Origin of the sequence: Variovorax sp. Root318D1, from assembly GCF_001424835.1 — a bacterium.
Classification (GTDB): domain Bacteria; phylum Pseudomonadota; class Gammaproteobacteria; order Burkholderiales; family Burkholderiaceae_C; genus Variovorax.
The window spans coordinates 116,783-136,960 of sequence record NZ_LMCQ01000020.1; the positions used below are offsets into that span (position 1 = coordinate 116,783).

The 20,178-nt window shown below is 66.9% G+C and carries 20 protein-coding genes and 1 pseudogene; 3 read left to right on the forward strand and 18 right to left on the reverse strand.

Going from position 1 to position 20,178, the window contains the following annotated elements; genetic code table 11:
- Positions 1–12: 12 nt before the first annotated feature.
- Positions 13–267, forward strand: a pseudogene (locus ASC78_RS28045) (flavin reductase); the annotation flags it as partial.
- Positions 268–315: 48 nt separating this feature from the next.
- Here ASC78_RS28045 and ASC78_RS17385 read toward each other — a convergent pair.
- From ASC78_RS17385 to ASC78_RS17455, 15 genes are all read right to left on the reverse strand, one after another.
- Positions 316–1,119 carry a CPBP family intramembrane glutamic endopeptidase gene (locus ASC78_RS17385; protein ID WP_055803760.1) on the reverse strand — a complete coding sequence of 268 codons (804 nt, stop codon included), beginning with the start codon at positions 1,117–1,119 and terminating at the stop codon, positions 316–318.
- 112 nt (positions 1,120–1,231) lie between these two features.
- The gene (locus ASC78_RS17390; protein WP_055803763.1) at positions 1,232–1,792 is read right to left on the reverse strand and encodes a methyltransferase family protein; all 561 of its coding nucleotides are present in this window, start codon (positions 1,790–1,792) and stop codon (positions 1,232–1,234) included.
- 80 nt (positions 1,793–1,872) lie between these two features.
- Positions 1,873–3,927, reverse strand: a complete 2,055-nt coding sequence (gene paaZ, locus ASC78_RS17395) for a phenylacetic acid degradation bifunctional protein PaaZ (protein ID WP_055803766.1) — start codon at positions 3,925–3,927, stop codon at positions 1,873–1,875.
- A gap of 152 nt (positions 3,928–4,079) precedes the next feature.
- Positions 4,080–4,811, reverse strand: a complete 732-nt coding sequence (locus ASC78_RS17400; RefSeq protein ID WP_055804367.1) for an ABC transporter ATP-binding protein — start codon at positions 4,809–4,811, stop codon at positions 4,080–4,082.
- A 65-nt stretch (positions 4,812–4,876) separates the two neighbouring features.
- Positions 4,877–6,775 (reverse strand): branched-chain amino acid ABC transporter ATP-binding protein/permease, encoded by a 1,899-nt coding sequence (locus tag ASC78_RS17405; protein ID WP_055803769.1) that lies wholly within the window; start codon positions 6,773–6,775, stop codon positions 4,877–4,879.
- The gene (locus tag ASC78_RS17410) at positions 6,772–7,800 is read right to left on the reverse strand and encodes a branched-chain amino acid ABC transporter permease (RefSeq protein WP_055803771.1); all 1,029 of its coding nucleotides are present in this window, start codon (positions 7,798–7,800) and stop codon (positions 6,772–6,774) included. The genes ASC78_RS17405 and ASC78_RS17410 overlap by 4 nt, the downstream gene beginning before the upstream one ends.
- 196 nt (positions 7,801–7,996) lie before the next feature.
- Positions 7,997–9,142, reverse strand: coding sequence for an ABC transporter substrate-binding protein (locus ASC78_RS17415; RefSeq protein ID WP_055803774.1), 1,146 nt, complete (start codon positions 9,140–9,142; stop codon positions 7,997–7,999).
- A gap of 34 nt (positions 9,143–9,176) precedes the next feature.
- A complete protein-coding gene (gene paaE, locus ASC78_RS17420) occupies positions 9,177–10,271 on the reverse strand; it encodes a 1,2-phenylacetyl-CoA epoxidase subunit PaaE (RefSeq protein ID WP_055803777.1) in 1,095 nt (364 codons plus the stop codon).
- Positions 10,272–10,274: 3 nt separating this feature from the next.
- Positions 10,275–10,808, reverse strand: a complete 534-nt coding sequence (paaD, locus tag ASC78_RS17425) for a 1,2-phenylacetyl-CoA epoxidase subunit PaaD (protein ID WP_055804369.1) — start codon at positions 10,806–10,808, stop codon at positions 10,275–10,277.
- Positions 10,805–11,584, reverse strand: coding sequence for a 1,2-phenylacetyl-CoA epoxidase subunit PaaC (gene paaC / locus ASC78_RS17430; protein ID WP_055803780.1), 780 nt, complete (start codon positions 11,582–11,584; stop codon positions 10,805–10,807). Before paaC ends, paaD begins: the two co-directional genes overlap by 4 nt.
- Positions 11,585–11,755: 171 nt before the next feature.
- Positions 11,756–12,052 (reverse strand): 1,2-phenylacetyl-CoA epoxidase subunit PaaB, encoded by a 297-nt coding sequence (gene paaB, locus ASC78_RS17435; protein WP_055803782.1) that lies wholly within the window; start codon positions 12,050–12,052, stop codon positions 11,756–11,758.
- Positions 12,049–13,062 (reverse strand): 1,2-phenylacetyl-CoA epoxidase subunit PaaA, encoded by a 1,014-nt coding sequence (gene paaA / locus ASC78_RS17440; protein WP_055803784.1) that lies wholly within the window; start codon positions 13,060–13,062, stop codon positions 12,049–12,051. The genes paaB and paaA overlap by 4 nt, the downstream gene beginning before the upstream one ends.
- Positions 13,063–13,104: 42 nt before the next feature.
- Positions 13,105–14,421: a phenylacetate--CoA ligase PaaK gene (gene paaK / locus ASC78_RS17445; RefSeq protein ID WP_055803787.1), complete on the reverse strand. Its 1,317-nt coding sequence runs from the start codon at positions 14,419–14,421 to the stop codon at positions 13,105–13,107.
- A gap of 13 nt (positions 14,422–14,434) precedes the next feature.
- A complete protein-coding gene (gene paaI / locus ASC78_RS17450; protein WP_055803789.1) occupies positions 14,435–14,878 on the reverse strand; it encodes a hydroxyphenylacetyl-CoA thioesterase PaaI in 444 nt (147 codons plus the stop codon).
- A 3-nt stretch (positions 14,879–14,881) separates the two neighbouring features.
- Positions 14,882–15,685, reverse strand: coding sequence for an enoyl-CoA hydratase-related protein (locus ASC78_RS17455; protein ID WP_055803792.1), 804 nt, complete (start codon positions 15,683–15,685; stop codon positions 14,882–14,884).
- Between the two features lie 148 nt (positions 15,686–15,833).
- Here ASC78_RS17455 and ASC78_RS17460 point away from each other — a divergent pair, with 148 nt between their 5' ends.
- Entirely contained in the window at positions 15,834–16,436 is a 603-nt protein-coding gene (locus tag ASC78_RS17460; protein WP_055803795.1) for a phenylacetic acid degradation protein PaaY, read from the forward strand.
- Positions 16,437–16,501: 65 nt separating this feature from the next.
- The gene (locus ASC78_RS17465; protein WP_055803797.1) at positions 16,502–17,161 is read left to right on the forward strand and encodes a TetR/AcrR family transcriptional regulator; all 660 of its coding nucleotides are present in this window, start codon (positions 16,502–16,504) and stop codon (positions 17,159–17,161) included.
- Here the strand turns inward: ASC78_RS17465 and ASC78_RS17470 are convergent.
- The 3 genes from ASC78_RS17470 to ASC78_RS17480 are packed head-to-tail and all read right to left on the reverse strand — an operon-like array spanning position 17,145 to position 20,162.
- On the reverse strand, positions 17,145–18,182 hold the full coding sequence (locus ASC78_RS17470) for a VWA domain-containing protein (protein WP_055803800.1): 1,038 nt from the start codon (positions 18,180–18,182) through the stop codon (positions 17,145–17,147). The genes ASC78_RS17465 and ASC78_RS17470 overlap by 17 nt on opposite strands.
- The gene (locus tag ASC78_RS17475) at positions 18,179–19,168 is read right to left on the reverse strand and encodes a DUF58 domain-containing protein (protein WP_055803803.1); all 990 of its coding nucleotides are present in this window, start codon (positions 19,166–19,168) and stop codon (positions 18,179–18,181) included. Before ASC78_RS17475 ends, ASC78_RS17470 begins: the two co-directional genes overlap by 4 nt.
- Entirely contained in the window at positions 19,149–20,162 is a 1,014-nt protein-coding gene (locus ASC78_RS17480) for an AAA family ATPase (RefSeq protein WP_055803806.1), read from the reverse strand. Before ASC78_RS17480 ends, ASC78_RS17475 begins: the two co-directional genes overlap by 20 nt.
- Positions 20,163–20,178 lie beyond the last annotated feature (16 nt).

A 20,178-nucleotide genomic window follows, 5' to 3' on the forward strand; every position in this document is an offset into this window, starting at 1 on the left:
GCGCCGGTACCCTTCGCGGGCGTGGCGACCGATGCGCCGCTGCTGGAAGACTGCGCGGCCTGGCTCGAGTGCCGGCTCTTGCCCGAGCCGCCTATCCAGCAGCGCTACGACCTGTTCCTTGGCGAGGTGATCGCGGCGCAGGCCGATTCGCGGGTGTTCTCCGAGGGCCGCTGGCACTTCGAGGGTCACGACGATCTGCGCACGCTGCACCATGTGGCGGGCGGGCATTTCATCGTCGATGGCGAGGCCGTCGATGCGCGGCCGCTGCCGTCCGTGCGGACCTGGTTTTTTCTCTGGCGGCCGGCCCCGGGTCAGTCAGGGCACAGGCGTACGTATCACCGGCACTACGAGCATGCGGCGCAATGCCAGCACGCCGCACGCGCCGGCCAGAAAGACCAGCAGCAAGGCCCACGCCGCGTCCGCCGTCGAGGCGGATTCAGGCCAGTCGCCGATGAAGATCGTGCCGCTGTTGTAGGCTGCATGCAGCGCGATGCACGGAATGAGCGAACGGGTTCGCTCATAGAGCCAGCCGAGCACCGTGCCCATGACCAGGCCCACGACGAACTGGTAAATGTTCAAGTGCGCGGCGCCGAAGAGCAGCGCCGAGCCCACGATGGCCTGCCACCGCGAGTAGCGCAGCAGAAAGCCGCGCAGCACGATGCCGCGGAACAGCATTTCTTCCAGCAGCGGTGCCATGAGGCACACCGCCAGCGTGGCCGCGACGCTGCCATCGGCCATGCGGCTGAACATCGACTCCTCCCAGGCCGAGAGCGGTGCGATGAACACCAGCAGGTTGAGCACGGCCGTCATCACCACCATCAGCCCCGGCACGAGCAGCAGCACCGGCGGCACCACCAGCATCAGCGTGGCCCTTGCGGAGGCGGGCGACTGGTGGAAGAGCTCGCGGTAGGTGAGCTTCTGGTGGTGCATGACCACGGCGAACACGCAGCCGTTGCCCAGCACCGCGGACAGCACGCCGAGCTGCATGGCGTTGAGCCCGAGCCAGCGGTTGGCGTCGCGCAGCGCAACGCCAATGACGAATTCGCACAGGAACACCGCCAGAAACAGCAGCGCGGCCTGCGTGGCAGAGGGAAAAGCCGTGCTTTTCGGGGAGGACATGGGGTCTTCGGGCGCCGAGGGTAGAGGCGCATATTACCGTTGAGCGCCCCCGGACGGCTCGCGGCGGCCATCCGCCGCCGCAGGATCGCCCGCTAAAGCCCGCCGGAACCCGCTACAGCACGAACGGAATGAAGCGCCGGGTGCGGCGCATGTACTCACGGTAGGCGTCGCCAAAATGCGCGATGCATTCGTGCTCGTCGCGCAGCGCCGTGAGGAACAGCAGCACCGTGGCGGCCAGCACCAGCGCCAGCGTGAGCCAGGTGAACTGCTTCAGGAAGGCGCCCCACGCGAGCAGCATCAGTGCCGTGTACATGGGATGGCGGATGTAGTGGAATGCGCCCGTGCTGACGATCGACGAGGTTTTTTCGAAACCGTAGAGGGCTGGGTCGTCGTTGCGCGCCTCGGTCGGCTTGCCCTGGGCCTTGAGCAGCTTGACCGCGTGGATCGGCAGCCAGATCGACAACGCGAGGAACACGCAGGAGAGCAGTTGCGTGAGCGACAGCGGATCGACATGCCACACCGGCAGGTTCACGATGATCAGCACCAGCATGCATTCCCAGGCGAAGAAGCGGTAGAAGCCGTGCGAGCCGGGCTGGCTCAATGGCCCACGCGAGACGTACAGCAGAGCGGCCGAGCCGGCGACGAAAAGGAAGATCTGGAACCAGAGAAGCATGGCGGCCGAATTTACACGGGCCGCCCGGATTCAGCCAGAGAAAGAAAACCCACCGTCCACCGGAATCGCGGTGCCGGTCATCAGATGGCGTGAGGTTTCTTGGAGACGAGGGTCAGGATGTCGTAGCTCGCGACCAGCTCGCCGTCCTGGTTGGTCACCTCTACGTCCCATGCCACCACGCCCTGGCCGTGGCCGCTCGCGTCTTTCTTGTTGCGGTCGGTCTTGCGCTTGCACGTCAGGCGCGCCCGGATGGTGTCGCCAATGCCCACGGGCTTGACGAAGCGCAGCGTATCGAGGCCGTAGTTGGCCAGCACCGGGCCCGGGGCGGGAGAGACGAACAGGCCGGCCGCGGCCGACAGCACGAAGTAGCCGTGCGCGATGCGCTTGCCAAAGGGCGACTCCTTCGCCGCCACCTCGTCGAAGTGCATATAGAAGTAATCGCCCGAGATGCCGCCGAAGGCCACGATGTCGGCCTCGCCGACGGTGCGGCGGTGGGTGAGCAGGGAATCGCCGATCCGCAGGTCTTCGAAGTAGCGGCGGAACGGATGCACCTCGCTCTCTCGCACGGCCGCGCCACGCACGTGCTCGCCGGTGATCGCGGCCAGCATGGTGGGCGAGCCTTGCACCGCGGCGCGCTGCAGGTAGTGCTTCACGGCGCGCAGACCGCCCAGCTCTTCGCCGCCGCCCGCGCGGCCCGGCCCGCCGTGCTTGAGCTGCGGCAGCGGCGAACCGTGGCCGGTCGATTCGGCCGCGGCTTCGCGGTCGAGCACCAGCAGGCGGCCGTGCCACGCGGCGGCCACTGGAATGGCCTTTGCTGCAATCGCCGGATCGCGCGTGACCAGCGTGCCGACGAGGCTGCCGCGGCCGCGTGCCGCGAGCGCCAGGGCTTCGTCGATGCCGTCATAGGGCATCAGCGTGCTGACGGGGCCGAAGGCCTCGACGTCGTGCGCGGCATCGTGTTCGAGCGGCTTGCGGCTCAACAGCAGCGTGGGCGCGAAGAAGGCGCCTTCGGCCACGCCGTCGCCCACCGGCGAGAAGCCGTCGCGCTCGCCATACACCAGCTCCGCCCCTTGCAGCAGCGTGGCCACGCGCTCGGCCACGTCGGCCTGCTGCGCATGCGAGGCGAGGGCGCCCATGCGCACCTCTTCGCGCGACGGATCGCCAATGACGGTCTTGGCGAGCCGCGCCCGCAGGCGCTCCGCCACCGCATCGAGGTGCTGGCGCGGCACGATGGCGCGGCGGATGGCGGTGCACTTCTGGCCGGCCTTGATGGTCATCTCGCGCGCCACCTCCTTCACGAAAAGATCGAACTCCTCGTCGTCGGGCGTCACATCGGGCGCCAGGATCGCGCAGTTCAGCGAATCGGCCTCGGCATTGAAGGGGATCGACTGGCGCACGAGGTTCGGATGCACGCGCAGCCTGGCCGCGGTGTCCGCCGAGCCGGTGAAGGTGACCACGTCGGCGCCCTCGAGCCGGTCGAGAAGATCGCCCGTGCCGCCGATCACCAGCTGCAGACTGCCCTCGGGCAGGATGCCCGACTGCACGATGAGCCGCACCAGCGCTTCGGTGAGGTAGCTGGTGGCCGTGGCCGGTTTGCCGATGCAGGGCATGCCCGCGAGAAAGCTGGGCGCGAACTTTTCGAGCAGGCCCCACACCGGAAAGTTGAATGCGTTGATGTGCACCGCCACGCCCCCGCGCGGCACCAGGATGTGCGTGCCCGCGAAGCCGCCCTTCTTGCCGAGCGGAAAGGCCGGACCTTCGTGCACCAGGTTGCCCGAGGGCAGCTCGTTGGTGCCGATGCCGGCATAGGCGCTGAGCGTGCCGGCACCGCCTTCGATGTCGATCCAGCTGTCGGCGCGGGTCGCGCCCGTGTGGGCCGAGATGGCGTAGAGCGTTTCCTTGTTCGCTGCGAGAAACTTGGCGAGAGCCTTCAGGCGCTCCGAGCGTTGCTGGAAGTCGAGCGACATCAGTGCGGGCAGGCCGACGCGGCGCGCGTGGTTCAGTGCTTCGGCGAAGTCGATGGCTTCGGCGTGCGTGCTGGCCACGCCTTGTCCGTTGATGGCGCTGCGCAATTGCTGCGCGCGCTCGTCGCCGATCCAACGGCCGGCGATGTAGCTTTGAAGGGTGGTGGTCATGCGGTGTCCTTTCGTTGTCTAGGTATTGCTCCCTCCCCTCCCGGGGGAAGGCTGGGATGGGGGCAGACAGCGTTCATTCGGCGCAGTGCTCTATCGAACGCCGCTTGCCCCCACCCCGACGCTCCCCCGAAAGGGGAGGGAGAAAATCCGGGTCATTCCTTCTTTCCGATGCCCAGGTAGGTATCGATGATTCGCTGGTCGTGCATCAATTCGCGCGCATTGCCCTGGAGCGCCACGGCACCCATCTCGAGCACGTAAGCGCGGTCTGCCACCTGCAACGCGGCGCGCGCGTTCTGCTCCACAAGCAGCACCGAGACGCCGTGGCTGCGCAACTGCGAAACCACGCGCAGCACTTCGCGCACCACCAGCGGCGCGAGGCCGAGCGAGGGCTCGTCGAGCATCAGGAGCCGCGGACGCGCCATCAGCGCGCGGCCGATGGCGAGCATCTGGCGCTCGCCGCCCGAGAGCGTCGACGCCAATTGCGGGCGCCGCTCGCGCAGGCGCGGAAAGATCTCGAACACCTCGTCCATGCGCGCGCGCTGGTCGCGTGTGCCCTTGCGCCACTGGTAGAAGCCGCCGAGCAGCAGGTTGTCTTCAACCGACATGTCTCCGAACAGCTCGCGCCTTTCGGGCACCAGCGCCACGCCGCGCGCCACCATGGTCTCGACACCGGGGCGTGCGATGCGTTCGCCATGCAGCGCAAGGCTGCCGGTGGAGGGCAGCAGGCCCATTGCCGCGCACAGCAACGTGGTCTTGCCGGCGCCATTGGGGCCGATGACGGTGACGATCTCGCCTTCGTTCACATGCAGCTGCACGCTGTGCACCGCCTCGACGGTGCGGTAGGCAACACTGAAGCCGTCGAGCTGGAGAACGGGAACGGACATTGGATAACCTTCGCCTTCGCCTTCGGCTGCGGTTCGAGCTTGCTTGGGGCGGCCCGGCGCGGCGCTCATCTCGCGTCCTCCAGCAGTTCGTCGTCCGCGCCGCCCAGATAGGCCTCGAGCACGCGCGGGTTGGCCTGCACTTCGGCCGGCGTGCCGGTGGCAATGACGGTGCCGAATTCGAGCACCGTGATCCGGTCGGCGAGGTTCATCACAAATTCCATGTCGTGTTCCACCACGAGAATGCCGAGGCCTTCCGCGCGCAACTGGCCCAGCAGCACGGAGAGAGCGCGCTTCTCCAAGTGCCGCAGGCCCGCGGCGGGCTCGTCGAGCAGCAGCACCGAGGGCTGGCCGGCCAGAGCGCGCGCGATCTCGACCACGCGCTGCTGGCCCAGAGAGAGCGATGCGGCCGGCGTGTCGGCATGGGCACCGAGGCCGCAGCGTTCGATCTGCCGGCGAGCTTCAGCCATCAGTGCCGCTTCTTCGGCACGGTCCAGCCTGAGCATGGCGGCAAGCCAGCCACGTTTCGCGCGCAGATGGGCGCCGAGCGCCACGTTCTCGACCACGCTGCGCTGGCCGAGCAGGCGCACGTGCTGGAAGGTGCGGCCCAATCCCAGCGCGGCGAACACGCGCGACGGCTTTGCAGTCATCGTCTGGCCCGCAAGCCGTACTTCGCCGGCGCTCGGGTCGTCCACCCCTGAGATCATGTTGAAGAAGGTGCTCTTGCCCGCGCCGTTCGGCCCGATGAGTGCGTGGATCTCGCCGGCCTTCAGCGTCATCGAGATGTCGTTGTTGGCTACCAGCCCGCCGAAGCGCTTGCTGACGCTGGTGGCCTGCAGCAGCACCTCGCCCTTGGCGGGCAGGTTGCGCTGCGCAAGTTGCACGGTCGGGACGGCGGGCCGCGCGGCGCCGGTGGTGGCATGCGGGCGCACCCAGCGGCCCGCGATGCGCGCCAACGTGGGCCACAGACCTTCCGCAAAACGCTGCAACACGAACAGCATGAGGAGGCCGAACACGATTACTTCGAAGTTTCCGCTGCTGCCCAGCAGCGAAGGCAGCACGTCCTGCAGCTTCTCCTTGAGCAGCGTGATGAGCGCGGCGCCCAGCACTGCGCCCCAGAGGTGGCCCGCACCGCCGACCACCGCCATGAACAGCAGCTCGATGCCGATGTTCAGGTTGAAGGGCGTGGGGTTCACGAAGCGCTGGAGGTGCGCATAGAGCCAGCCCGACACGGCCGCCAGCAGGGCCGCGAGCACGAAGAGCTTCACGCGGTGGCGCGCCGTGTTCACGCCCATCGACTCGGCCATGAGCCGGCCGCCCTTGAGCGCGCGAATGGCGCGGCCTTCGCGCGAATCGAGCAGGTTGTGCAGGGCCCAGAGCGCGAGTAGTAGCACGGCCCAGATCACGACGCCGAGTGCGCGCGGCGTGGCCAGCGAGAAGCCCGCGATGACCAGCGGCGGGACGCCGGTGATGCCCGTCTGCCCGCCGAGGAAGTCCATGTTGCCGAACAGGTAGTACAGGCTCAGGCCCCACGCGATCGTGCACAGCGGCAGATAGTGGCCCTGCAGCTTGAGCGTGACCGCGCCCAGCGCCCATGCGAGCGCGAAGGTCAGCACCAGGCCGAGCAACAGCCCTGCCCATGGCAGCAACGCGGGCGCCACGAAGCCACCCAGCCACGCCGCGGCAGCGGGCGAAGTGCAAATCCATGCGGTGGCATAGGAACCCACGCCGACGAATGCGGCTTGGCCGAAAGAGGTCATGCCGCCCACGCCGGTCAGCATGACCAGCCCGGCCGCAACCAGCGCATAAAGGCCGATGTTGCTGAGCACGGACACCGTGAACTCGGGCAGGAAGCCCCAGGCCAGCGCCAGCAGGACGACGAGCGCCAACGTGAGCTGGCGCGAGGTGACCAGCGGCTTGCCCGTGGGCGGCAGGTGGGCGGTGATGGGATTGGACGGTGCGCTCATTCCTCGTCCTCCACATGTCGGCTGTGCAGCGATCGCCACCACAGCACCGGGATGATCAGCGTGAAGACCAGCACCTCCTTGAACGGACTGGCCCAGAACGAGGCAAAGGCCTCGAGCTGCCCGACCAGCAGCGCGCCCGCCAGCGCCAGCGGATAGCTGGCGAGCCCACCCACGATGGCGGCGACGAAGCCCTTGAGGCCGATCAGGAATCCGGTGTCGTAATACACCGTGGTGAGCGGCGCGATCAAGAGCCCCGAGACCGCGCCGATGAGCGCCGCGAGCGCGAAGCTCAGATCGCCCGACAGTTCCGTTGGAATGCCCGACAGCCGCGCGCCCACGCGGTTGATGGCGGTGGCGCGCAGCGCCTTGCCGACCATCGAGCGGCCGAAGAAAAAGAACATCGCAATCACCAACAGCAGCGTGATGCCGACGACCACCAGCGACTGTCCGCTGACCGGAATGCCGCCGATGTCGAAGCGCTCTTCGGAGAACGCCGTGGTGCGGTAGCCCTCGGCGCCGAAGAAGAGCAGGCCCAGCCCCACCAGCACGCCATGCAGCGCGACCGAGACGATCAGCAGCATCAGCACGCTGGCATCGGCCAGCGGGCGGTAGGCGAGGCGATAGAGCAACGGGCCGAGCGGCGCGATCAGCACCAGCGTGGTGATCGACTGCGCCGCCATCGAGGTCGGCTTGAGTCCGAGCACGAGCGCGCAGGCCAGCCCCGGCAGCGCCACGCACCAGGTGAGCGCCGAGCCCCAGTCCACCACCGAGCCGCGCTTCCAGCGCCAGGCTTCAACCACGAGCACCATGGCGGCGAGCGCGACCAGCAGCCACAGCGTGGCCGGCACGCGGCCGGTCTGCAGCATGGCCATCGACAGTGCGCCGAAGGCGACGAACTCGCCCTGCGGAATGAAGATGACGCGCGTGACGGAGAACACCAGCACCAAGGCGAGTGCCATCAGTCCATAGACGGCACCGTTCACGATGCCGTCCTGCCCCAGCAAAAGGGCGATCTGCAGATCCATAAAAAACCTTCGGGCTCGGCCCTTGTATCGAATCAGTGACTGCCGCAAACATCTACAGCCACGCTGCATTGCTCCTTCCCCCTTTGGGGGAAGGTTGGGATGGGGGCAGACCCAGCGCTCAAGGCTGCGCGAACTTCTATGCCGTCGAGCCCCCACCCCAGCCCTCCCCCAGAGGGGGAGGGAGTGGGACCGGCGTTCAGGGCTGGTATTTCCAGGCGCCGTTTTCAATCTTCACCATGACCCGCGCGCGCTGGTCCAGGCCCAGATGGTCGTTGGCCGTCATGTTGAACACGCCGTGGGCGCCGGACACATCCTTGACTTGCTCGAGCGCGTCGCGCAGCGCGGCGCGGAATTCGGGCGTGCCGGGTTGCGCCTTCTTGAGCGCGACTGGCACGGCCGAGGTCATCAGGAGACCCGCGTCCCATGCATGTGCGCCGAAGGTCGACACAGTGTTCTTGCCGTTCGCGCCCTCATATGCGGTGACGTAGGCCATGGCGGACTTTTTCACCGGATGGCTTGCGGGCAGCTGCTCGGCCACGAGTACGGGACCGGCCGGCAGGAAGGTGCCTTCCACGTCCTTGCCGCCAACGCGAAGGAAGTCGGCATTGGCCACGCCATGGGTCTGGTACATCTTGCCGGTGTAGCCGCGCTCCTTCAGCGTCTTCTGCGGCAGCGCGGCCGGCGTGCCGGAGCCCGCGACCAGCACCGCATCGGCCTTGGCCGCCATGATCTTCAAGGTCTGGCCGGTCACCGAAGTGTCGGTGCGCGCATAGCGCTCGTTGGCCACGATCTTGAGCTTCTTGAGCTCCGCCGCCTTGGCGAACTCCTGCGACCAGCCTTCGCCATACGCATCGGAGAAGCCGATGAAGGCCACTGTCTTCACGCCGTTGGCGGCCATGTGCTCGGCAATGGCGAGAGACATCATGATGTCGTTCTGCGGCGTCTTGAAGACCCACTGCTTCTTGGCGTCCATCGGCTCCACGATGCGGGCTGAGGCAGCGATGGAAATCATCGGCGTCTTGGCTTCGCTCGCCACGTCGATCATCGCGAGCGAATTGGGCGTGGTGGTCGAGCCCAGCACGATGTCGACCTTGTTCTCGGCGATGAGCTTGCGCGTGTTGGCCACGGCCGCCGTGGTGTCGGATGCATCGTCGAGCACGATGTAGTTGATCTTCTGGCCGGCGATGGTCTTGGGCATCAGTGCGATGGTGTTCTTCTCGGGAATGCCGAGCGAGGCGGCCGGACCGGTGGCCGAGAGCGTCACGCCGACGTTGATGTCGGCCCATGCGGCCACGGCGGTGGCGCACAGCGCTGCAATCAGCAGGGGCTTGAAGAATTTCATTTGGTTTGTCTCCGGTTGAAAAATTGTTATGGGGTCAGCGCTCGTCGAAGGACAGGATCACGCGTTCGGTGAGAGGGTGCGACTGGCAGGTCAGCACGAAGCCCGCGGCCACTTCATTCTTGTCGAGTGCAAAGTTTCTTTCCATGCGGACTTCCCCCTCCACGAGCTTGGCGCGGCAGGTGCCGCACACGCCGGAGGTGCAAGAGAACGGCACCTCGAGCCCGGCCGCGGAAGCCGCATCGAGGATGCTCGGCTGCCCTTCGGTGAATGTGATCTCGCGCTGCAGGCCGTCGCGCACGATGGTGATGCGCGCCTGCTTGGCGTCGCCCGGAAGGGCCTGGTGCACCACCGCGCCAACCTCGCCGGCCGTGGCGCCTGAAGGCAGCGCAACGCCGAAGCGCTCGATGTGGATGCGCTCTTCGGGCACGCCCGCCGCGAGCAAGGCGGCCTCGGCCTCGTCGTTCATCTGGAACGGGCCGCAGATGTATGCATGGTCGATGCTCGCCGCCGGCACCAGCGTGCCCAGGAACTCGCCGATCTTCTCGCGGTTCATCACGCCGAAGCCCAGCGGCGAATCGGTGTGCTCGTCGGAGAACACATGCAACAGCACGAGTCGCGTCATGTAGCGGTTCTTCAGGTCCTCGATCTCTTCCTTGAACATCGTGGACTGCAGCTGGCGGTTGCCGTAGATCAGCGTGAAGCGGCTCCGGGGTTCGCGCGCCAGAACGGTCTTCATGATCGACAAAATCGGCGTAATGCCGCTGCCGCCGGCAATGCCAACGTGGTGGCGCGCGGAAGCCGGCTCGATCGGCACGAAGAAGCGGCCCTGCGGCGCCATGACCTGCACTATGTCGCCGGGCTGCAGATGCGCGTTGATCCAGTTGGAAAACACGCCGCCCTGCACCTTGCGCACGCCCACGCGCAGCTCGCCGTCATCGAGGCCGGCGCAGATCGAGTAAGACCGGCGCAGGTCCTGCCCGTCGATGTCTCCGCGCAAGGTGAGGTACTGGCCTTGCGTGAAGCCGAAGACCTCGCGCAACTCGGGCGGCACTTCGAACGAGACGATGACGGCCTCCGAGGTGTCGGGCTCGACGACCTTCACGCGCAGCGGGTGGAAGAGGGTGCTCATCGTCTAGATCGGCTTGAAATGTTCGAAGGGCTCGCGGCAGGCCATGCAGCGGTAGAGCGCCTTGCAGGCGGTGGAGCCGAAAGCGGAAAGGCGCTCGGTGCGCTCGCTCGCGCAGCGCGGGCAGGCGATGCTTTCTTTCACGCCGGCAATGCGGCCGAAGAGGCGGATGGGCATCGCGGTGCCGGCGGCTGCTTCGGGCGTGAGGTGGGCCGGCGGCGCGATGCCGTAGGCCTTGAGCTTGGCGCGGCCTTCCTCGCTGATCCAGTCGCTGCTCCAGGCCGGCGCGCGGCGCAAGGTGGCGCGTGCGCGGCCGAGGCCGGCTTGTTCGATGGCGGCCAGCACGTCGTGCTCGATGGCTTCGGTCGCAGGGCAACCCGAGTAGGTCGGCGTGAGAACGATCTCCAGCCCGTCGTCATGTTCGACCACGTCGCGCACGATGCCCAGGTCGCAGACCGACACGGCCGGCACTTCAGGATCGAGCACGGTGTGCAGCACGGCCCAGGCCGCGTCGACGCGCGATGCGACGGCGTTGTTCACCACACGCCTCCGGGGTAAGAGCGCTGCAGGTGCTGCATTTCGGCCAGGATGTAGCCCATGTACTCGGTGTGGATGCCCTGCTTTCCGGTGCTGCGGAAGGCGGCCTCCTTCGGCATCTCGAGGCCAGCGGCGTCGAGCACCTGCTGCATCTCGGCGAACCACGGTTCGCGCAGATCGCTCCACGCGGGGCCGAGGCCCGTTGCGCTGGCCTCCGCGTCGACCGCATCGATCTCGAAGAGCTCCGGGACATAGAGCCAGAGCTGCTTCAACGCACGTTCGGTGCGGCGGCGCGATTCCTCGGTGCCGTCGCCAAGCCGCACCACCCAGTCGCCCGAGTGCTGCTGGTGGTAGCGCGCTTCCTTCACGGCCTTGCCGGCAATGGCGGCTACCTCGGCATCGTTCGACGCCGCGAGGCGTTGCCACAGCAGCTTGAGCAGCGTGGCGACCATGGTGTTGCGCACCACGGCAAAGGCGAAGTCGCCGCGCGGCAGTTCGACGAGCGTGAGGTTGAAGTAGTCGCGCTCGTCGCGAAGATAGGCGAGCTGGTCTTCGTCATGTTCGCGGCCGCTGCCTTCGAGCTTGCCGGCATGCGTGAGCAGCGCGCGCGCCTGTCCGACGAGGTCGAGCGCGATGTTGGCCATTGCGATGTCTTCTTCCAGCACAGGCGCATGGCCGCACCATTCGCCCAGGCGCTGCGCGAGCACCAGGCAGGTATCGCCGATGCGCAGAAGGTATTGCACTGCGGGGGTGCGGTTCAGTTCGATCGATGCTTGCATTCAGTGGCTCCAACTCTGTCTTGCTCCCTCTCCCCTTGGGGAGAGGGTGGGGTGAGGGCGTGGGCTGTGGAAGAGACCTGTCGGTGGCGAAGGCCGGCGGCCCTCACCCTAGCCCTCTCCCAGAGGGAGAGGGGACAACTCGAAGTCCATTCGCGGGCGCTCATCAAGGTCTCACATGTGGTCGACTGACTTGGGCAGCGAATAGAACGTCGGATGGCGATACACCTTGTCTTCCGCCGGATCGAAGTACATGTCCTTGTCACCCGGATCGCTGGCCACGATCTGGTCGGAGCGCACCACCCAGATGCTGCTGCCTTCCTGTCGGCGCGTGTACACGTCGCGCGCCATCTGGATTGCCATCTTCGGATCGGCCGCATGCAGGCTGCCGCAATGCTTGTGGTCGAGCCCGGCCTTGCTGCGCACGAACACCTCCCACAGGGGCCACTCTTGTTGAATGTCGGCGCTCATGCGGCCTCCTTCATTGGTTGTTTGTTGGCGTGGGCCATCGCGGCTTCGCGCACCCACGCGCCTTCTTCCCATGCATCGACACGGGCTTGCAGGCGCTCGCGATTGCAGGGGCCGTCGCCGCCGATCACGCGCCAGAACTCGCTCCAGTCGATGGTGCCGAAGTCGTGCGCCTGGCGCTCTTCGTTCCACTTCAGGTCGGGGTCGGGCAGCGTCACGCCGAGGATGCGCGCTTGCTCGACGGCGGCGTCGATGAACTTCTGGCGCAATTCGTCGTTGCTGAAGCGCTTGATGCCCCAGCGCATCGACTGCGCGCTGTTGGGCGACTGGTCGTCCGGCGGGCCGAACATCATGATCGAGGGCCACCACCAGCGGTTGACCGCGTCCTGCACCATCGCCTTCTGCGCCTGGGTGCCGCGGGTCATCATGGTCAGCAGGGCTTCGTAGCCCTGGCGCTGGTGAAAACTTTCCTCGCGGCAGATGCGGATCATGGCGCGCGCATACGGCGCATACGAGCAGCGGCAGATCGGCACTTGGTTCATGATGGCCGCGCCGTCCACCAGCCAGCCGATGGTGCCCATGTCGGCCCAGGTCAGCGTGGGGTAATTGAAGATCGAGCTGTACTTGGCCTTGCCGGTGTGCAGCGCCTCGAACATCTGGTCGCGCGAAGTGCCCAGCGTTTCGGCAGCGGCATAAAGGTAGAGCCCGTGGCCGCCTTCGTCCTGCACCTTGGCCAGCAGGATGGCCTTGCGCTTGAGCGTGGGCGCGCGGCCGATCCAGTTTCCCTCGGGCAGCATGCCGACGATCTCCGAATGCGCGTGCTGGCTGATCTGCCGCACCAGCGTCTTGCGGTAGTGCTCGGGCATCCAGTCTTTCGCCTCGATGAAATCGCCGGCGTCGATGTGCGTGTCGAACCGCTCCTCGAGCCGCATTTCTTCGGCCGAGCGCACGGCTTTCTTCCTGCCGTCGTCGCCGGCGTCCTTGCCCGCGGTGTCCATTGCTTGGGTGTACATGTTCGTGTCCTTTGCAAAAGGGTTGATGAACGGCGCGCGCGCTCAGCGCGGGCGCGTGTCGATCACGCGGCGGGCCTTGCCGGTCTGCGTGCGTTCGATGGAATCGGGGTCGAACACGCGCACCGCCGTCGAGATGCCGACCAGCGTCTTCACGCGTTCCTGCACCCAGGCGGCGATGGCCTTGCGCTCGGCTTCGTCGATGGCCGCCTTGCGGTGGTCGAGTTCGCAGTGCACCTCGACCTCGTCGAGCAGGCCGTCGCGGCGCACATGCACCTGGTAGATGCCCGATAGGCGCTCGTGCGCGAGCACGATTTCTTCCACTTGCGTGGGAAAGACGTTGACGCCGCGAATGATCATCATGTCGTCGCTGCGCCCGACGATCTTGCCCATGCGGCGGAAGGCGCGCGAGGTCGGCGGCAACAGGCGCGTGAGGTCGCGCGTGCGGTAGCGCACGATCGGCATGGCCTCCTTGCTGAGCGAGGTGAAGACCAGTTCGCCTTCCTCGCCGTCGGCCTTCAGCTCGCCGGTGTCGGGGTCGATGATCTCGGGGTAGAAGTGGTCTTCCCAGATCACCGGGCCGTCCTTGCTCTCGACGCATTCGCTGGCCACGCCCGGACCCATCACTTCGGAGAGGCCGTAAATGTCGACCGCATCGATGCCGGCCTTGCCCTCGATGTCGCGGCGCATGGCTTCGGTCCACGGCTCGGCGCCGAAGATGCCGATCTTCAGCGAGCTGTCTTTCGCATCGAGGCCCTGGCGCTCGAACTGCTCGATGATCACCTGCATGTAGCTGGGCGTGACCATGATGATGTCGGGCTTGAAGTCCTGGATCAGCTGCACCTGCTTCTCGGTCTGGCCGCCCGACATCGGAATGACTGTGCAGCCCGCGCGCTCGGCGCCGTAGTGGGCACCAAGGCCGCCTGTGAAAAGTCCGTAGCCATAGGCCACGTGGATCATGTCGCCGGCGCGGCCGCCCGCGGCGCGGATGGAGCGCGCAACGAGGTCGGCCCAGGTGTCGATGTCCTTCAGCGTGTAGCCCACCACGGTCGGCTTGCCGGTGGTGCCCGACGACGCATGGATGCGCGCAACCTGCGTGCGCGGCACGGCGAACATGCCGAAGGGATAGTTGTCGCGCAGGTCGCTCTTCACCGTGAACGGAAACTTCGACAGGTCCGCGAGCGTCTTCAGGTCGTTCGGGTGCACGCCCTTGCCATCGAAGGCCTTGCGGTAGTGCGGCACGTTGTCGTACGCACGCTGCAGCGTGGCGCGCAGGCGCCGAATCTGCAGCGCGATGATTTCATCGCGGCTCGCAGTTTCGATGGGCTCGAGCTCGCCGGGTGCGGGGTGTCTGGCTGTCATGGGGCGTGTCTCCTCAGGCGGCAACGGCGGGGCGGCCCTTGGCGGTGTAGGAGCGGCCGCGAAAGATTGCGATGCGCTCGCCGCGCTGGTTGGTGATTTCGGCGTCGTACACGCCGGTGCGGCCGGCCTTAGAGACCTCGAAGCAGCGCGCGGTGAGCACGTCGCCTTCGCGCGCCGGTGCGATGAAGTCGATCGAGAAGCCAGAGGCCACCGTCAGCTCGTTGTACGAGTTGCAGGCGAAGGCAAAGGTGGAGTCGGCCAGCGTGGCCATGAAGCCCCCGTGGCAGATGGCGTGGCCGTTGAGCATGTCGGTGCGCACGCGCATCTCGAGCGTGGCCTCGCCCGGGGCGATCTCGACGATGCGCATGCCGAGGCCCTTGCTCGCGTTGTCGTTCGCGAACATGCCGTCGCGGACGTACTCGGCGGTTTGCTGCGGGGTGCGGGTGGTGTCGATCATGGCTCAGCGGTCCTTGAACGCCGGCGCGCGCTTGGCGCGGAAGGCCTCGACGCCTTCGCGGTAGTCGTTGGCGTTGCCCAGGTCGCGTTGGATGCGGGCTTCTTCGCCAAGTGCGGCGTCGAGGTTCATGTCCTGCGCCGCGGCCATCGCTTGGCGCGTGGCAACGAGGGCGCGCGTCGGCATGCCAGCCAGCTTCAGCGCCAGTGCGGCGGCCGTTTCAGCCAGTGCCGCGTCGTCCACGCACTGCCAGATCAGGCCTATGCGCGCGGCTTCTTCGGCCGGCAGCTTGTCGCCCAGCATCGCAATGCCCAACGCGCGCGCCGATCCCACGAGCCGGGGCAGCAGCCACGTGCCGCCGGTGTCGGGCACGAGGCCGATCTTGGTGAACGCCTGAATGAAGCTGGCTGAACGCGCGGCGACCACCAGGTCGCAACACAGCGCGATGTTGGCGCCCGCTCCGGCGGCTACGCCGTTCACCGCTGCGATCACGGGCACCGGCATCGAGCGCAGGCGCGCCACCAGCGGGGCGTAGTAAGTGGAGATGACATGGCCCAGGTCCTTGGGCGCGGCACCGGGCGCGGGATCAGGCGCGACGGAGGGGTCGGCCAAGTCCTGCCCGGCGCAGAAGCCGCGGCCGGCACCTGTGAGCACGACGCAGCGCACGCTCTCGTCACGCGCCGCAAGGTCGAGCGCGGCCATCAACTCGGCATGCAATTCCGTCGTGAAGCTGTTGAGCGCCGCGGGGCGGTTAAGGCTCAGCGTGCGCACTGCGTCGGCATTGCTGGTGAGAACTAAAGGTTCGGGCATGGGCTTGGCTCTCATCCTTGAAGAGGGGGAATCGGCCTGCAAACACTATTGACCGACCGTCCGGTAGATTTTAAGATCGTCTCCCATGACGACACAAGCGGGTTGAGTCGGGGCAAACCCTGAGCCCGCATACAAGGAGACCGACCGAATGCCCAGCTACTCCATCGACGGCGTGATTCCCGTCGTCGACCAGACGGCCTACGTACATCCCAGCGCGGTCTTGATTGGTGACGTGATCGTCGGCCCCGGCTGCTACGTAGGCCCTTGCGCGAGCCTGCGCGGCGACTTCGGCCGCATCGTGCTGGAGGAAGGCTCCAACGTGCAGGACCACTGCTGCATCCACGGCTTTCCCGACCAGGACACGGTGGTCGAGGTCAACGGCCACATCGGCCACGGCGCGATCCTGCACAGCTGCATCGTGCGGCGCGACGCGCTGGTGGGTATGAATGCGGTGGTGATGGACGAGGCCGAGATTGGCGAACAGGCCATCGTCGCTGCCTGCGCCTTCGTCCCGGCCGGCATGAAGGTGCCGCCGCGCTCGCTGGTGGCCGGCATCCCGGCCAAGCTGAAGAAGATGCTCAGCGACGAGGAAATTGCCTGGAAACTCGAAGGTACCCGGACCTACCAGGCGCTGACCGAGCGCAGCCTCGCGAGCCTGCACGAGGTAACGCCGTTGGAGCAGATGGAACCGGGGCGTCCTCGCCTGCCCGCGACCGACGTGCGCTCGCTGATTGCGACGCGGCGCGGTTAGCCGGCGCGCTTCATGCAAGATCGAGGGTTGCCCGCAACTGCCTGTCAAGGAAGAAAGAAGACCCGATGCCGCGTGGAAGATCCGCCACCTACGACGACCAGCGTGAACTGATCCTCGCGCAGGCCGCCCAACTGTTTGCGCGCCGCGGCTATCCGGCCACCTCGATGAACCAGGTGGCCGAGGCCTGCAATCTATCGAAGGCCACGCTCTACCACTACTACCGGGACAAGAGCAGCCTCCTCATCAGCATCGCCGAAACCCATGTCTCTCGGCTGGCCGCGCTGGTCGCCGAGGAAGAGGCCTCGACCCACACCGACGAGGAGCGGCTGCGCCGCTTCATCTACCGCATCGTCGAGGAATATGCGGGCGCGCAGGACGCGCATCGCGTGCTGACCGACGACGTGCGCTTTCTGGAAGAAGCCGACCGCGAACGCGTGCTCGACCAGGAGCGCCAGGTGGTCGCGGGCTTTGCGCGCGCCGTGTCGGCCCTGCGTCCCGGCGCGCCGAGCGACGACCTTGCCAAGCCGCTGACCATGCTGCTGTTCGGCATGATCAATTGGATGTTCACGTGGATGAAGCCCGGAGGCCCGCTCGACCACAAGTCGATTGCGCCGATCGTGGCCGACCTGTTCCTGGGCGGGATCGGCGCGGTGAAGGCGCCTGCGCCGCGCGCCGATGCGGCGCCGCCGGCAGACCGGCCGGATGCGGTCAAAGAATCCGGTTGAACCAGAGCAGCGAAAGCCCCGCCGACAGCAGCGTGAGAATGGCCGCGCCGAGCGCGAAGAGGGCGGAGATCTCGGTTTCCTTCTTCTCGACCGTGAGTCGAGAACTCAGCGTCTCGTACACCTTCTTCAGATCGGCGGCCGTGCCCGCATAGAAGTATTCGGCCTGGGTCTTGTTGGCGATGGCCTTGAGCGTTTCTTCGTCCAGCCGCACGCGCATCGACCAGCCTTCGAAGCCGATGGTCTCACCGTCGACCGTGCCCACGCCCACCGTGTAGATGCGCACGCCGCGGTCGGCCGCGGCCTTGGCGGCATCGAGCGGATCGACGCCGGTGGTGCGCTGGCCGTCGGTCAGCATGATGATGGCGGCCGAGGTGTAGGAGCCCGGCGCCACCGGCGTGAATTCCTTGGCCTGTTTCTCCGTCTGGTCGATGGGCGTCCCGCGCTGGCGGCTCGGCGCGCTGAACTGCGAGACGTCGATGCCCGCGTCCGGGAACAGGGTCGCGAGCGACACCACGATGGCATTGCCCGTGGCCGTGGCGCGCTGCAGCTGGAAGCTGTCGATCGCCGTCACCAGGTCGTCGTGGTTGGTGGTGGGAAGCTGCGCCACCTGCGCACTGCCCGCGAAAGCCACGATGCCCACCTTCACGTGGCGCGGCAGGTCCTTGATGAAGGTCTTGGCCGCCTCCTGGGCTGCGACCAGCCGGTTGGGCAGCACGTCGGCCGCGCGCATGCTTCCGGAAACGTCCATCGCGAGGATGATGGTCTGCTGGTTTGAAGGCAGCATCACCACGGCCATGGGCCGCGCCGCTGCCACCAGCATGGCGGCCATGGCCAGGAGGAACAGGAAGGGCGGGATGTGTCGCCGGATGCTCTGACCGGCGCCCATGGCTTCTCGCACGATCGAGAGGCTGGCATAGCGCACTGCCAGCTTCTTTTTGCGGCGGATCAGCCAGATGTAGAGCAACACCAGCAGCGGCAGGGCCGCCAGCAGCCAAAGGAATTGAGGCCAGAGAAAAGTCATGCTGCCACCGCCTTCACTCCGCTGGTGCCGATGCGCGTGCGGCGCTTGCGCATGTCGGCAAAACGAACGATGGCTTCCACCAGGTCGTCGCTGGTCGAAAGCTCGAGCGCGTCGACGCCTGCCCTTGCGAGCGAAGCGCGCAGCGTTGCTTCACGCTCGGCCGCCAGGCGCGCAAAGCGTTTGCGAAAACCCGCATCGTGGGTGTCGACCCAGAGCTGCTCGCCGGTTTCGGCGTCGCGCAGGGGCACCAGGCCAAGGTCGGGCAGCTCGAGTTCGAGCGGGTCGAACAGGCGCACGGCAATGACCTCGTGCCGCTGTACCAGTTGGCCGAGCGGGCGCTCCCAGCCTGGCTCGCTCAGGAAGTCGGACACCACGAACACGGTCGAGCGGCGCGGCATGAGCGTGGCGGCGGACTTCAGCAGGTCGGCCAGCCGTGTCATGCCTTTTTGTGTGGGCGCGGCCTCGATCTTGTCGGCGCGGCGCTCCATGGCGTGCAGCAGGTGCAGCACGTGGCGGCGGCCGCTGCGCGGTGGAATCACCGCTTCAAGGTCGGTGCCGTAGACCAGCGCGCCGACCCGGTTGCCGTGGCGCGTGAGCAGGCGCGCGAGCACGCCGACGAAGCCGGCCGAGATCTCGCGCTTGGCCTTCTTGCCGGAACCGAAATCGACCGAGCGGCTGAGGTCGAGCACAAACCACGCGGACATCTCGCGGTCTTCGGTGAAAACGCGCACGTGCGGCGTCTGCAGCCGCGCGGTGACGTTCCAATCGATGTGGCGCACGTCGTCATGGTGCTGGTATTCGCGCAGGTCGGCCAGATCGAGCCCAGTGCCGCGCATCAGCGTGCGGTAGTCGCCTTGCAGCAGGCCGTCGAGGCGGCGGATCACCGTCCATTCGAGCCGGCGCAGCGCGCGTTCCGCCCCGCCGGCTTCAGCAATGAGCCGTTCGTCGTTAGCGGCCGCGGGGGCCTTACGCCACCAGCTTTTCATGTTCCAAAGGTTTGGGTGGAGCGGGAACGGCCTTCATGATCTTCTCGATCAGGCTGTCTGGGGTGAGCCCCTCGGACAAACCTTCGTAGGAAAGCGTCACGCGATGGCGCAGCACGTCGGGCACCAGCGCAGTCATGTCCTCGGGCAGCGCATAGCTGCGGCCGCGCAGCAGCGCGAGTGCGCGTGCGCCTTCGGTGAGGCTGATGCTCGCGCGCGGGCTGGCTCCGAAGGTGATGAAGCGGTGCATGTCCTTCAGGCCGTGCTTGTCGGGCGTGCGCGTGGCGGAGACCAGCTTCACGGCGTACTGGATGAGCGAAGGATCGACGTACACGCGCCGTGCCTCGGCCTGCAGCGCGGCGAGTTGTTCGGTGGTGGCGACCGGGCTGGCCATGACCTGCGGTCCGATCACGCGCTGGACAATGACGAACTCTTCCTCGTCGCTGGGGTAGTCGACCAGCACCTTCATCATGAAGCGGTCGACCTGCGCCTCGGGCAGGGGATAGGTACCCTCGGTCTCGATGGGGTTCTGCGTGGCCATCACCAGGAAAGGCCGCGGTACCTTGTGCGTTTCGCCGGCGATGGTGACCTGGCGCTCCTGCATCACCTCGAGCAGCGCGCTCTGCACCTTGGCGGGCGCGCGGTTGATTTCGTCGGCCAGGAGCAGGTTGGCGAACACCGGCCCGAGCGATGTGCTGAACTCGCCGGTCTTCTGGTTGTAGATGCGCGTACCAACCAGGTCCGCTGGCACCAGGTCGGGCGTGAACTGGATGCGCTTGAACTGGCCGCGAACGGTGTCGGCCAGCGTCTTGACGGTGAGCGTTTTCGCGAGGCCCGGCACGCCTTCGACCAACAGGTGGCCGCCCGCGAGCATGGCGACCATCACGCGCTCCAGGAAGCGGTCCTGGCCCACCACCACCCGCTTGACCTCGTAGAGGATCTGCTCCATCAGCTCGGCCGTGGCGGAAGACGTGGAAAAGGGGGTCTCGGTGCTCATGCGATGGTCTCTCTGG